Raw genomic sequence first — 12,099 nt, forward strand, 5'->3', positions numbered from 1 at the left:
CAGAAAGCCCGGCGAACGGCCCGGGGCCTGTTGCCCGACAGGAAACCTACCTGCCCGGCCAGATGACAGCCTGCGCCACCACCACAAACTCGCCGTTGAACGTTGCCGCTGGCGAGCCATAAAGCTGGTAGCCCAGGGCAAGGGCTTCAGACACTCGATGGCAGAATGACGCGTCATCCTTGCCTGTCAGGATCCGATAAATGGGTAAGCCTTCGGGAGGGGTCTTCTGCATGGCTGCACCTGTATGAATGGATAAGGAAACCTGCCTGGATTACTTGGCCTGGGTTTGTCCGATGATGCGTGGAGGGAGCGAGACTGTAGCACCAAGGGCGGGCTTGCCCCGGCCCAGCATCCAACAGCCAGGCCAGAACGTGCAACTACAGCATCACCGTGGAAAGCATTCCCAGAGCCCCCAGGCAGAACCCGATCAGTGCACCTCGCCCCGGTACCTCACCGAACAGAGACCAGACCACGATCGGCTCAAGAATCAGCAACGAAGTCACGGAAACCACAGTGACGATCCAAATGTCACCGACAGCCACATAACCCAGCCAATAGGCACCCAGCAAGCAAAGGCCTGCAAAGCACATCAGCACGACCGGAAGTATGAAGGCCTCCCCTGAACTGCTGCCCGTCTGGGCAAGCCTGGCAGTGACCACCTCGCTGTAGATTGCACAAAACTCACCTACTACCATCAGCCCTAGAGCAAAAACTCCGAGTAATTCTTTGGACATATCAAAAACTCCTTCGTATTCAGCGCACTGTTTTTCAGCTCCCAGTCGGCGATGCCGCCATCCAGGGATTCGTTGCAGTGATACGAAGCAGCCTTGAACAGGCCTGAATTACCGAAGTGCTTTTCCATGCTCTTGTCCTTTTGAAGGGGCGAGTCTCAGCGACTCGAACCGATCATACGTGCGTTGATTCCTGTGAACAATTTGTGTCGGAACGCTGCACCACCGCGCTGGGGCGCGAAGCGGCCTTGAAACAAGCAATCCAGGGGAATGCGATGACGCGATTAAAGCGCCTTGCACACTTTCGCGGCGACAGCATCGTCCGGGATAAACGAGTCCGGCGCACCAGGTTTCAGGACCACATACCCACGCCGCCAGGGTTGATCGTCAACCAGCTTCCAGCGATGTCCTGAGCCGGTATTGTCTTCGGCGACCAGCACTTCCCCCGGATGCAGGGTGAACTTCTCGCCGGTTCGGGTCACGAACGCCAGGGTGCCGGACAGCGTCATCACGTACTGGGGCTCCGGGTCCTTATGCCAATCATAGGAAGCATGTGCCGGGGTTTGCTTGAAGTGAATAGCTGTCACGCCGTTGCGCATGCTCTGGTCGATGGTTCCCTCCAGCACGTGCGAGTTGTTATCCACCCCCGTGCACAACTTGAACGCCTTGATGGTATCGGTGGCGGGAGTGGCCGCTTGTGCGCCGCCCAGGGTCGCCAGGGTGATTGCGACAGCACCTGCCGTACATAGGCTCATGCCGCACAGACTGTGGATGACAGCATGCCGCGGTGAGCGTTTTTTCTGATGCATGGAACAGATTTCCCTCGTGTTGAAATAGCATGATTGCCGTTGATTCCGAACCATGGTCCGTGTCGTAGCGATTCGGAACAACTAACAAATATTTCATTGGCGCTGATGAGCTTTAGCTGGTTTGGCGCAGGCTGTTGAATCACAGAAACAGGCGCCCCTACCAACAAAGCTCAATAAACAACCCAACGCTACAAACAACTAAACATATAAACACGCCTCGAAAAACACCACCACGCGAACCATCTACAGGTATCGAGACGCCCATAGCACATAATCAGCATCCAACAAAAAATAAAACGCTATATGAAAAAATAGCAAAAATTCTAACAGCCAAAAATCGAGCGATTATATTTTCCAGGCACCTGCTTATTTTCATAACTTTCTGAGGGAACCAGAATGAGCAATTTCGCTGAAGAACTTAACAGTATTCCTACTGGTGAATACCTTCGTATCTGGGGGCAATTTCCTGGAGCCATGTCGTCCCAATGCATACAGGGCAAGCTGAGGAATGTGGACACCCTGGCAGGAAAGGCCTTTCTTGAATCGACGACCTACAGCGGCCAGATCAATGAAGTCCCAATAAGCGGAATCACCTCGATCCAAAGGGGCTACACAGGGTCTGGAGCGTCGGGATCAGTGCAGAAACCGGACAAGGTGTACAACCCCAACTCCGGCGAATGGCAGGACAAGACGTTTAAGGACTACAGCTGATATCAATAGAAAATGGGGGCAGTTTTACTCTCGCACCTATAATAATCGCGAAAGTAAATCTGCTCCCTTTTCGTATATAAGGACAGTTGTGCGACTCAATATAATCAACGATTCCACCAGGTCACTGGCGGTCTTTTAGTCCAGCGAGCGCTTCGTACGAGCCGACCTGCGTTCATCCAGAACCGCTTGCACTAAAGCCATCGCTTGGTCATGCGGAATACCAGGCCCCGGATTATCAAGCGACGCCTGCACCTTGGCACGAAACCAACGGTCATAACTGGCCGCCTGCTCTTCTGTCTCGAACTCCGAAACGACGGGGGAAAGTCGAGTACTCATGATGGCCTCCTATGGAAAGGGATATCAGCCCTCGGGCGATGCCTGACCAGACGAGGAAGAGCCCTCAAGCAGCGCATCCACCACCGCACGCGCCACTTCCACTGAATGCAGCATGTTCCAGAACAATGCCCGTTCGACGGGATTGGCGTGCAGGCTGATTTCATCACCGTTGAGTTCTGCCGCTTCGAGCAGATGGGAAACGTAGGTCAGTGCATCCTGGGCATTGATGCCCGGTTGGATGGCGAACAATGAAGGTTTATCCCGGGCTTGTGGCGTAACAGCCTTGGAGCATGTGAACGTGAGGGTATCGAGTAAACGCAGTGTGTTCGCCAACTCCGACTCGTCAAGCCTCGAAGGGTCGTTGAGGATCTGACACAGGAACACATCCTTGTCGTGGGTGCTTGGGGCTTTGCCAGCAGTAGGCGGATCGGGCGTAATTTTCTTGGTCATGGTGACCTCCCTATTCAAATGTAGGAGTTCGCCATATTCGTTTCCACGCGAAGGGTGGCGAACTGTACGCGGGGTGGAAAACCGGAGAATAGGAACCCGGCACACCATAGGTGTCCCACGCACAGCCCGCCATAAAGCGAGTACAAAAATGCCGCTTATGCGCCGATTCCTTTACGAGTTTCCACACCCGTGTCGCTGAATTTGCAGCGACCTTCGGACTGTAGCCTCGGTGTGTGGCGCACACAATATTGTCCCATGCCTGAAGCATGTGGGAAATATGAGTTTTTTCGGCAGGCCGCTTCGCACCTTGATTAAGCGCCGCTCGGTCGTGCTTGAGGGATTAGAATTCGCCAGCATTAAGTCACCTGACGAGACCATTCTCAGTAGACCGGAGAGTCCTGGGAAGGCCAACGAACATTACTGTCAGCCCACAATAAAGACAAAGACTGTGGCCTATCCCTGAATCCGATCAGTAATTCGAACCTGTCGACCTTGTCGAGCAGGCGCCGTAGATACTCCATGCGCCTAGCCCAGTGAGCACTTTAATTTTCAGGCTTTAGAAATAGGTCTACGCTCAAAAAGTGGCGTTTCGCCATAATAAAAAAGGAGCGCAACATGTTAAGGTCAGTGCTAGTTATATCAGTACTCTTGGCTCTATCCGGATGTGGACTGTTTCAACAGACGGCGAAACCCAGCGAAATTACTCTAGTAAAAGCTATGGAGGATGTCGGCGCAGGGCTCAAAGCCATGCACGATAAGCAGGAAGGCATGACAACCGGCCTCATCCCTGCGTCCGTGGATGTAACCTTCAATATTGCGGCCAGCGATAAAAAAGGCGGGAATCTGACAATCGATCTATCGAAGTCGATAACCGGAGATGTTGCCAGGAGTCAATCTCTAGGTGGTGGCCTAACAAGCTCAGTCGAATCAAGCAGAGGAAATACAGTTACTGTCCGGTTCATAAACCTAATGACCGTCCCAAAGGAAACTATCGCCTATACACGATCACCAGCTGATATAGAGCTACTTTTCAAGGCGCTGCCTGGAGGACCGCAGTACATGATCGAACAAACGCAGGGAGCTAGGAATAGATAGCCGACTCAGTCAAAGGAGCTCGCTACATTTCATTACCAAGCGAAGGGGGTGGCGAACTGTACGCAGGTTGGTAAACCGGTGAATAGGAACCGGCAGGCCGAAGCCTCCTGCGTACAGCCCGCCATAACACGAACATAAAAAAGCCGCTCTCGCGGCGCTGTGCGTCTACTCAAATCCGGGTTACCAAGCCCGATCGCTGAATTTGCAGCGACACTTGAACAGTAGCTCCCGCGTTTGGCACACGCAATATTCTCCCACGCCTGAAGCAAGTGGGAAATATGATTTTTTTCGGCGAGTTGCTTCGCACATTGATTGAATCCTGCGCGGTTGTGCTTTGGAGATGAGAATCCATCAGCATCAGATCGCCGAGCGAAATTTTTATCATCTGACTGGAAAGCCCTTGGAAATCAGAGAATATAGCGGTCAGACCACGAAAAAGATAGAAATCGTGGCCTGCTTACACAAATACTCCTATTCCAGCTTAACAAATTTAGGCTTAGGAGATATTACCGTTGGCTGCATTTTCTTTACATGCAACCAATGAGGAGCATTGACGCTAACAAGCTTATGATTAGCGTTTAGCAAGTCCTGTTGCGCCGCTTCGTTTAAAGCTTCTACAACCTCAAGTGCCGTTGCGTCCTGATACTTTATGATCTGCTCCATTAGCTTCAGTGCTTTTGCACTAGGAATGGCCCAGTAATTTGCGGGTTCATGCTTACCCATCTTCAGAAAAGATCGCGCAACTGCGCTATAACCGTCATTAAATAACCCCATAAATCCATTGGGATCAGCTAACGACACCACCCATAGCCCCTTCGACTCGTCGAAAGAGACCTCTTTTCTATATGCTGTAGAGGCATGTTCTGGGACGATACCTATCCGTAGCCCTTGCCCACCCTCCAACTGCATTGCATTAGATTTTACTGTTGCCGCAAAGTATCGCGGATCATCCTCTACCGATAGGAAAAGGTCTGTCTTCCAGATTTTTTTGATCCTTTGGGTTAAACGCTCTTCGGCGGCGTAGCCTTCAGCAGCTACAGAGACCCAAGGACCAAAGCGAAAAGGACGACCACTACCTTGTGGAAGAAGGAACGACTCGGTCCCAGCCTCATCAACCATCGCATCAAGAAATCCTAGATATTTCGCTCTCTCTTGCCCAAAAAGCAGTGAAGTAGGAGCCGCATCTTTAAGTATCTTAGTAGAAGCACGATTCAGGGCATGACTAATAGGATTAATAACTTTTGGTTCTTTTCCAAGAATAGCTTCATGGACAGCCCATTCGAAGCCATCACCGCGCATCCCTTTATCCCTATCCAGCCGCGCAATCTTAGCAAGTTGCCGCAGCCTTACCTTATCAAGAGGGGTGTTGATGTCGGCCAAATCCTCTTCAGAAAGAGAATCTATAAAAGCGCGAATGACCGAGCGTGCAACAGCGTAGAGCGCTCGACCATAGTCATCGATAGGTGAATTTTGCTCAAGAAAAGTCACCTTTGCTTTACTGCCTGCTTTCCCTGCTTTTTTTCCAACCATGCGTCGTACTTCCAAAGGATTAAAGTTCAATTCGGCCTAGCCTATGTCGATGCAATTAATACCTTATTTCCTGGCGAATTGCCACCATCTAACACCTGCCATGACGGGTGCACATGTAGTGGTCAACTAATCCCGGACACGACATTAATTTTTTTGGCTTGACTGACGTCAGCCCACCGTTGAATTGGTGCGGTCAAATCCAGTTATACTGATGCATCAGATAGTGGCTGATGTCTCGGTGCGCTTTTTGGAGCGTCATGTAATCCACTCAGTGTTCAAACTCCGGAACACGCGCTCCGTCGGTCTATTATCCCAGCAGTTTCGACGACTCATGCTTTGGCGCATGCGGGTTGGCGAAACTGTCGGTTGCCATATTCGCGCGCCCTGATCCGAGTGAAACAACGGTCCCAGAGACCTATCTCGCTGCTCGTACGCCATATCCAGCGCTTTTGCGAAAATGGTGCAAAAATGGAGACAGATTTATTTCCACCCCCTACTCCAATGGCAAGAATTAAATCTGTCACCTTTTAGCCGTGTCACCTTTTAGCCGTCACCTTTTAGCCCCTTATCAAATCGCCCCATACTGCTTCTGCAAAGCATCCAACCGAGCCTGCTCGCTCTCACTCAGACCACTGGCATCAAACAGCGCCTTGCCGTCCGGACCATCAAGCCGGTAGACCTCGACAGACAGATACGCTCCGGCAGGCGCCTGGATATTGCCCCACTTGCCGAACTTGTCAGGCAGCAGCTTCCAGACAGCACCTTCGCCCGGCTCCAGTCCACCACCGATTTCATAGTGGAAAGCATCGACAAACCACGGGATAGCCCTTTCCGGACTGGCAATGGTTGCCTTGAAATAAGCCCGCAAGATCGGGTAGGACGTACCGTTTTGAACCGTGAGTTCAATAATGGGCTGGGGGATTTTCGAGTACTTTTCAGCTTGACTCAATATTCTTGACTTGGGCACGGTGAACTTCAAGAGCTCAGCCTTGGCGGCCTCCGCAGACGCTACTCTGGTCTGCAACTCCTTGATCTCCAGCAAAGCCTGTTCCCGCTGCCTCTTGTCCTTCTCGATACGAATACCAGTCGCCATCGTGTTCAGTTCGGCGGCTGTCTTGCCGTTCAAACTTGCATTGATGTCCTTCTGCATTGCATCAGCCGACTTGTTCCTGAGATCCACGTTGCTCAATGCAATAAGCATCAGGTCGGCAGCGAACTGCTTTTTTTCCTCGGGAGAAAGCTTTTCGGCTACTTTTTTCGTGGACTCCTGCAAGGTTGCCTCTGTGGTGGCATCGAGTTTGGGGTCCCCACAGCCGGCCAACAATGCAGCAACAAGTCCAACAAGCAACATCCGTTTCATCTGATTCCATCCATAAAAAAACGGACTCTAGCAAAAGGCCATCACCTCGTCGCCTTCAACAGATGCTCTCATGATGGTCAGGGAGGCCCAGCGGCAGAAAGAGCTGAAAAAGCTCACAGGACGGGGCTTTCTCCAGCCCAAAGAAAAAGCCCCGTAGACGCTAATCTACGGGGCTTTCGAAGAGTGGAGGCCGAGGTCGGAATCGAACCGGCGTAGATGGATTTGCAATCCACTGCATAACCATTTTGCTACTCGGCCTCAGGTCGAATCGAGCGCTCTTGCAAGCCAGGCTTGCCGCAACTCCTTGATTCTTCAGCGTTCGCGACGTTGCCGTCCGAGCTGATGGCGCGCATTATGTCCTAGTTGAATGACACTGGCAACCCCCTGAATTCTAATAATTTTTAGGTCAGCCCAGGTCTTTCTGCGCAACCTCCAGGTGCACCAGGCGCGCCGCCAATGCCTTGGCCTGGCTCGCCACATCGGTGACCGCCGTGCTCTCCCACCACTGGCCCCGCAGCGGCGGCCCCATGGCAAACAAACGCGTGGACGTATCGCCCCCGGCATCCACCACCGCGCCGCCCGGATCAGCCGCGATGCCCAAGGCCAACGGCCCCGGGCGGATCAATCCGCGTGCCAGCAGTTGCTGGGGCAACGGGCGATCCACCCGGCGCCAGTCATATTCAATGCCCGTGGAGTTGATCAAGGCCGCGCCGCTGATCGTCAGCGTCTGCGACTCGCCCCGGGGCCGGATGGCGATACTCACCTGGCCGTCCCGGGGCTCGCCCAGGCCCTTGAGGGAAGCGGCCTCGATGGTCAGTCGCCCTTCCCTGTGCAGGCGCTCCACCAGTTCGGCGCTCAGGGGCGGCGAACGGTGGTGATGGCTCTCCCACCACGGACGGACGTGACGGACGAACTGTCGGCGCTGGACATCGCTGGCCTGGCTCCACAACCGACCGATGTGCGCCCGCACGGTGTCCAGCGGCGCCTGCCAGTCGATCCCGGCCTCCACCGCCAAGGTGCATTGGCGACGCACCTCGCGCAGCAATTGCCGGGGGCTGCGGATACCGTGATCCGCGGCGAGGAAATCCACCCAGGCCGGTGGCTGGCGACGGACATGGGGCAGCAGCCCGTGCCGGGAAATGACCCGGATCGGTCCGCGATGCCCGGCCTGCTCCAGGGACACCACGGCATCGACCATGGTCAGGCCGGAACCGATGATCAGCACCGTGCCTTGCGGATCAATCCGCGACATGGTCGCCACATCCCAGGGGTCCACCGCCGCCGCGTTCAAGCCACTGGATTGCTTCTGGCGGGTGCGCGCCGCCGGGAACATGCCGGTGGCCAGCACGGCACGGGTGCCTTGCAGTTGCTGGCCGTCGGCGAGGGTCAGGCGTACGCCGTCGCTGTCGCTTTGCAGATCAACCACCTCGCCGTGCACATGCTCGGCCGTCGAACCCCGGGTCGCGCCCTGCTCCCGGGCTTCGGCCAGACGCTGCTGCACGTACACGCCAAAAAGCCCGCGAGGCGGAAACAGCTCGCTGACCGGCACATGCTGCCGGTCCGACTCGGGCCAGCCTCCGGCGGCGATATGGGCCTGCAACCACTGGGTCAGGTCATCGGGATTGTCCGGGTCGACGCTCATCCGCGCCGCATTGCCGTTCAGCGTATGGCCCAGTTCCGTGGCGCTGTAGGCCTCACCCCGCCCCAACTCGGCACGCGGCTCGACGATCAGGATCCGCCGCCGGCCCGGCAGGCGCAGCAACTGCACCGCCAGCATCGCACCGCTCAGGCCACCACCGACAATCAACACATCGGCCGCCGGGATGGCGTGTGTCGCCTGTCCGCTCAGGGTTTCACTCATCATTCGCTCTCTTGTTCAGTGCTTGCCCAGGTAGAAATCGTGCAGGTCGCCCCGGGCCAGCAATTCATCCGCCGTACCGCTGAGCACCACCCGGCCGGTGTCGAGCACATGGGCCTGGGTCGCATACTTCAACGCTACGTTAATGTTTTGTTCGGCAATCAGGAAGCTGACCTGCTGTTCGCGATTGAGCTGGGCGACGATTTCGTAGATTTCCTGGACGATAATAGGCGCCAGGCCCATGGAAGGTTCGTCGAGCAAGACCAAAGCAGGCCGGGTCATCAGCGCCCGGCCGATGGCGACCATCTGCTGCTCGCCGCCGGAGGTCAGCCCGGCCTGGGTCTTGCGCTTGGTTTTCAGGCGCGGGAACCAGGCATACACCCGCTCCAGGTCCTCCTGCATCTGCCGCCGCCCGATGCCGCGGACAAAACCGCCGCTGCGCAGGTTGTCCTCCACCGTCAGTTGGCCGAACACATGGCGACCTTCCAGTACATGCACCAGGCCGTCACGCACGCGCTGGCTGGGGTCGACCGCCAGGCTGTCCCGCCCCTGGAAGTGGATGCCGCCGCGCGTGACCTGCGCCCGCTCGGCCCGCACCAGCCCGGAGATGGCCTTGAGTGTCGTGCTTTTGCCGGCGCCGTTGGCCCCGAGCAAGGCGACGATGCCGCCCTTGGGCACGCTCAGGGAGACGCCGGACACCGCGAGGATCGTCCGGTCGTAGATCACCTCGATGTCCGTCACCTGCAACAGCGGCGCAGCGCCCGCCTCGACCGCCGGCTGGCCCATGGCTTATTCGCCTGCCGCGCAGGTGCGCGGGGTCAGGTGTTTTTCTGCCGCGAAGGCCGCCGATTTCTCGTCGATCAACGGCCGCAACAGCGCCCGGTCCGCCGCGATCCAGTCGCTGACCAGGCTCCAGTGCGCGCCGTCCCACTGCTGGACCCGCGCCGAGCCGCCGCCTTCATGGTCGCTGCAGGACAGTTTCAGGTTCTGCATGAGGCCGTAGAAGCCCATGGCCTTGAGTCGCGCATCGTCGATATCCAGGTGCTCCAGGCCCCAGCGCCCTTCCTCGCCATGCAGCGGCCGCTTGCCGAACTTGCCCTGGCCGGTACGAATCGCCTCCACGGCAATCGCCGCGTTCACCAGCCCGGAGTTGTAGTAGACGCTGCCGAAGTTGTTCAGGTCCTTGAGGTCGCTCTTGCCCTTGTCGAGGATGTACTGCTTGAGGCGCTTGTGGATCTCGAAATCAGCGCCCGCCGGATACGGTGTCAACGCCAGGTAGCCCTTGGCCGCGGCGCCCGCCGGCAGGACGTCTTCGCTGGAGCTGGCCCAGATATCGCCGACGATATGGTCCACCGGGAAGCCGAAGCGCGCAGCGGTCTTGACCGCGACCGGCGTCGACACGCCCCAGGTGCGCAGGAACACCCAGTCCGGGTTGAGCTGGCGAATCTGCCGCCATTGTGCCGACTGTTCGTTGCCCGGGTCGGCTACCGGAATCTGGATATTCTCGAAGCCGTATTTTTCCGCCAGCAGTTTCAGCGGGCCGAGGGTTTCGCGGCCATAGGCCGAGTCGTGGTAGACGGTGGCGATCTTCTTGCCCTTGAGCTTGTCGAAGCCGCCTTCGCGCTGGGCGATGTAGTTCACCAGGGTCGAGGCTTCGCTGTAGAAGGTCAGCATCACCGGGAAGTTGTAGGGGAACACCTTGCCGTCGGTGGCCTCGGTGCGTCCGTAGCCCAGGGTGATCAGCGGGATCTTGTCGACTTCCGCGCGTTCGCTCAGGGCATAGGCCGCCGGCGCGCCGTTAGGCTGGTAGACCGCCACCGGCGCGCCATCGAGGCCGTTCTTGAAGCGCTCGTAGCACTCGATGCCCTTCTCCGCCGTCCATTCGGTCTCGCACTCCTGCCACACCAGCTTGACGCCGTTGATGCCGCCTTCCACTTCGTTGATGTAGTTGAGGTAGTCGATCATCCCGGCCCACACCTGCACGCCGCTGGAGGCGTAGGCGCCAACCCGGTAGGTGGCCAGGGGAAAGAACTGCTGGTCGGGCGAGGCCTGGACCATCGGCGCGGTACTGCCGAGCACCGTCAGGGCCAGGGCCGCGACGGTCAGTGAACGTTTGAAAAGTGCACGCATGGTGGAATCGTTCTCCAGGGATGGGAAGTCGGGAAGTCAGAAGCGCAACGGCCAGTGCCGCAGGCGGTCGCGGGTATTGCCCAGCAGGCGGATCAGTCCCTCCGGTTCCTTGATCAGGAACAGGATGATCAGCACGCCGAAGATGATTTTCTGCAGGTTCTGCAACTGCCCGGCATCCACCGCACCGCCCAGCAGGGCCTGGCCGAGGTGGCTGAGCAGGATCGGCAACAGGCAGATAAAGGCCGCGCCGACGAAGTTGCCGGCGATGCTGCCCATGCCGCCGATAATGATGATGAAGAGGATCTGGAACGAGCGGTTGATATCGAAGCTGCCGGCGCTCGCCGTGCCCAGGTAGGCGAATGCCCACAGCGCCCCGGCGATGCCCAGGTAGAACGAACTGATGGCAAAGGCCAGGTGCTTGTAGCGGGCCACCGGAATACCGATCACCGCGGCGGCGGTGTCCATGTCGCGGATCGCCATCCAGTTGCGCCCGGTCTGGCTGTTCACCAGGTTGCGCGCGACCCAGGTCAGCAGCAGCACCGTGACCAGGGTCAGCAGGTAGCGCCCCAGCGGCGTGTTCAAGTCATGCCCGAACAGCGACAGGCTCGGCGCGGAAATGGTCCCGGACGATCCGTAGTTGTAGAACCAGGGAAACTTGACGAACAGCCACTCCAGGAAGAACTGCGCGGCCAGGGTGGTGACCATCAGGTAGAAGCCCTTGATCCGCGAACTGGGCAGGCCGAACAGCAGGCCCACCAGGCCGCTGATGATACCGCCGCCAAGCAGAGCCAGCGGCAGGCCCAGTTCCGGCAGGCGTAGCAGGAAGCCGTAGGTGGCAAAGGCCCCTACCGCCATGAAGCCGGCCGCGCCGACCGAGGTCTGCCCGGTGTAGCCGGTCAGCAGGTTGAGCCCGAGGCCGGCCAGGGACAGCACCAGGAACGGGATCAGGATTGCGCTGAGCCAATAATCGTTGCCCACCAGCGGCACCACGCCGAAGGCCAGCACCAGCATGCCGAGCAGCGACCACGGCAGGCGCCGTTCGATCAGCACCCAGGGCGCCGTTTCATTCATCACGGGAACAGACATGCT

The 12,099-nt window shown here is 57.3% G+C and carries 14 protein-coding genes, 1 tRNA gene and 1 pseudogene; 2 read left to right on the top strand and 14 right to left on the bottom strand.

Features of this window, described 5'->3' with window-relative positions; translation table 11 throughout:
* Positions 1-46 precede the first annotated feature (46 nt).
* The 4 genes from HX881_RS19410 to HX881_RS19425 all read right to left on the bottom strand — a co-directional run bounded on the left by HX881_RS19410 (position 47) and on the right by HX881_RS19425 (position 1,540).
* Positions 47-232 (bottom strand): DUF1737 domain-containing protein, encoded by a 186-nt coding sequence (locus HX881_RS19410; RefSeq protein WP_017129130.1) that lies wholly within the window; start codon positions 230-232, stop codon positions 47-49.
* A 145-nt stretch (positions 233-377) separates the two neighbouring features.
* Positions 378-695, bottom strand: coding sequence for a hypothetical protein (locus HX881_RS19415; RefSeq protein ID WP_177086430.1), 318 nt, complete (start codon positions 693-695; stop codon positions 378-380).
* Between the two features lie 5 nt (positions 696-700).
* Entirely contained in the window at positions 701-862 is a 162-nt protein-coding gene (locus HX881_RS19420) for a hypothetical protein (protein WP_017129128.1), read from the bottom strand.
* Positions 863-1,015: 153 nt separating this feature from the next.
* A complete protein-coding gene (locus HX881_RS19425) occupies positions 1,016-1,540 on the bottom strand; it encodes a cupin domain-containing protein (RefSeq protein WP_177086043.1) in 525 nt (174 codons plus the stop codon).
* A 396-nt stretch (positions 1,541-1,936) separates the two neighbouring features.
* Here HX881_RS19425 and HX881_RS19430 point away from each other — a divergent pair, with 396 nt between their 5' ends.
* Entirely contained in the window at positions 1,937-2,251 is a 315-nt protein-coding gene (locus HX881_RS19430; RefSeq protein WP_017129126.1) for a hypothetical protein, read from the top strand.
* A 135-nt stretch (positions 2,252-2,386) separates the two neighbouring features.
* On the opposite strand, the gene relB is transcribed toward HX881_RS19430, so the two are convergent.
* On the bottom strand, positions 2,387-2,587 hold the full coding sequence (relB, locus tag HX881_RS19435) for a type II toxin-antitoxin system RelB family antitoxin (protein WP_017129125.1): 201 nt from the start codon (positions 2,585-2,587) through the stop codon (positions 2,387-2,389).
* 24 nt (positions 2,588-2,611) lie between these two features.
* Entirely contained in the window at positions 2,612-3,037 is a 426-nt protein-coding gene (locus HX881_RS19440; RefSeq protein ID WP_177086045.1) for a hypothetical protein, read from the bottom strand.
* A 615-nt stretch (positions 3,038-3,652) separates the two neighbouring features.
* Between HX881_RS19440 and HX881_RS19445 the strand changes: the two genes are divergently transcribed.
* Positions 3,653-4,132: a hypothetical protein gene (locus HX881_RS19445; RefSeq protein WP_177086046.1), complete on the top strand. Its 480-nt coding sequence runs from the start codon at positions 3,653-3,655 to the stop codon at positions 4,130-4,132.
* A gap of 471 nt (positions 4,133-4,603) precedes the next feature.
* Here HX881_RS19445 and HX881_RS19450 read toward each other — a convergent pair whose 3' ends face one another.
* The 8 genes and pseudogenes from HX881_RS19450 to HX881_RS19485 form a co-directional block, all read right to left on the bottom strand.
* The gene (locus HX881_RS19450; RefSeq protein ID WP_146049262.1) at positions 4,604-5,662 is read right to left on the bottom strand and encodes a hypothetical protein; all 1,059 of its coding nucleotides are present in this window, start codon (positions 5,660-5,662) and stop codon (positions 4,604-4,606) included.
* A 122-nt stretch (positions 5,663-5,784) separates the two neighbouring features.
* A pseudogene (locus HX881_RS19455) lies at positions 5,785-6,112 on the bottom strand (IS3 family transposase); the annotation flags it as partial.
* A gap of 118 nt (positions 6,113-6,230) precedes the next feature.
* Positions 6,231-7,022 (bottom strand): DUF6694 family lipoprotein, encoded by a 792-nt coding sequence (locus HX881_RS19460; RefSeq protein WP_177086048.1) that lies wholly within the window; start codon positions 7,020-7,022, stop codon positions 6,231-6,233.
* Between the two features lie 184 nt (positions 7,023-7,206).
* Positions 7,207-7,280: transfer RNA gene (locus tag HX881_RS19465), tRNA-Cys, on the bottom strand.
* Between the two features lie 148 nt (positions 7,281-7,428).
* On the bottom strand, positions 7,429-8,883 hold the full coding sequence (locus HX881_RS19470; RefSeq protein WP_177086050.1) for an FAD/NAD(P)-binding protein: 1,455 nt from the start codon (positions 8,881-8,883) through the stop codon (positions 7,429-7,431).
* A 15-nt stretch (positions 8,884-8,898) separates the two neighbouring features.
* Complete coding sequence (locus HX881_RS19475) at positions 8,899-9,666, bottom strand: ABC transporter ATP-binding protein (RefSeq protein ID WP_177086052.1); 768 nt, start codon at positions 9,664-9,666, stop codon at positions 8,899-8,901.
* A 3-nt stretch (positions 9,667-9,669) separates the two neighbouring features.
* Entirely contained in the window at positions 9,670-11,010 is a 1,341-nt protein-coding gene (locus tag HX881_RS19480; RefSeq protein ID WP_017129118.1) for an ABC transporter substrate-binding protein, read from the bottom strand.
* Between the two features lie 36 nt (positions 11,011-11,046).
* Positions 11,047-12,096 carry a branched-chain amino acid ABC transporter permease gene (locus tag HX881_RS19485; protein ID WP_177086054.1) on the bottom strand — a complete coding sequence of 350 codons (1,050 nt, stop codon included), beginning with the start codon at positions 12,094-12,096 and terminating at the stop codon, positions 11,047-11,049.
* Positions 12,097-12,099: the final 3 nt, after the last annotated feature.

This window comes from Pseudomonas gingeri, assembly GCF_013386115.1.
Taxonomy (GTDB): domain Bacteria; phylum Pseudomonadota; class Gammaproteobacteria; order Pseudomonadales; family Pseudomonadaceae; genus Aquipseudomonas; species Aquipseudomonas gingeri.

Bases quoted from the DNA above. Each gene is read 5' to 3' on its own strand.
- HX881_RS19410 (WP_017129130.1), bottom strand. From the start codon at position 232: ATGCAGAAGACCCCTCCCGAAGGCTTACCCATTTATCGGATCCTGACA.
- HX881_RS19415 (WP_177086430.1), bottom strand. From the start codon at position 695: ATGGTAGTAGGTGAGTTTTGTGCAATCTACAGCGAGGTGGTCACTGCC.
- HX881_RS19420 (WP_017129128.1), bottom strand. From the start codon at position 862: ATGGAAAAGCACTTCGGTAATTCAGGCCTGTTCAAGGCTGCTTCGTAT.
- HX881_RS19425 (WP_177086043.1), bottom strand. From the start codon at position 1,540: ATGCATCAGAAAAAACGCTCACCGCGGCATGCTGTCATCCACAGTCTG.
- HX881_RS19430 (WP_017129126.1), top strand. From the start codon at position 1,937: ATGAGCAATTTCGCTGAAGAACTTAACAGTATTCCTACTGGTGAATAC.
- relB (WP_017129125.1), bottom strand. From the start codon at position 2,587: ATGAGTACTCGACTTTCCCCCGTCGTTTCGGAGTTCGAGACAGAAGAG.
- HX881_RS19440 (WP_177086045.1), bottom strand. From the start codon at position 3,037: ATGACCAAGAAAATTACGCCCGATCCGCCTACTGCTGGCAAAGCCCCA.
- HX881_RS19445 (WP_177086046.1), top strand. From the start codon at position 3,653: ATGTTAAGGTCAGTGCTAGTTATATCAGTACTCTTGGCTCTATCCGGA.
- HX881_RS19450 (WP_146049262.1), bottom strand. From the start codon at position 5,662: ATGGTTGGAAAAAAAGCAGGGAAAGCAGGCAGTAAAGCAAAGGTGACT.
- HX881_RS19460 (WP_177086048.1), bottom strand. From the start codon at position 7,022: ATGAAACGGATGTTGCTTGTTGGACTTGTTGCTGCATTGTTGGCCGGC.
- HX881_RS19470 (WP_177086050.1), bottom strand. From the start codon at position 8,883: ATGAGTGAAACCCTGAGCGGACAGGCGACACACGCCATCCCGGCGGCC.
- HX881_RS19475 (WP_177086052.1), bottom strand. From the start codon at position 9,666: ATGGGCCAGCCGGCGGTCGAGGCGGGCGCTGCGCCGCTGTTGCAGGTG.
- HX881_RS19480 (WP_017129118.1), bottom strand. From the start codon at position 11,010: ATGCGTGCACTTTTCAAACGTTCACTGACCGTCGCGGCCCTGGCCCTG.
- HX881_RS19485 (WP_177086054.1), bottom strand. From the start codon at position 12,096: ATGTCTGTTCCCGTGATGAATGAAACGGCGCCCTGGGTGCTGATCGAA.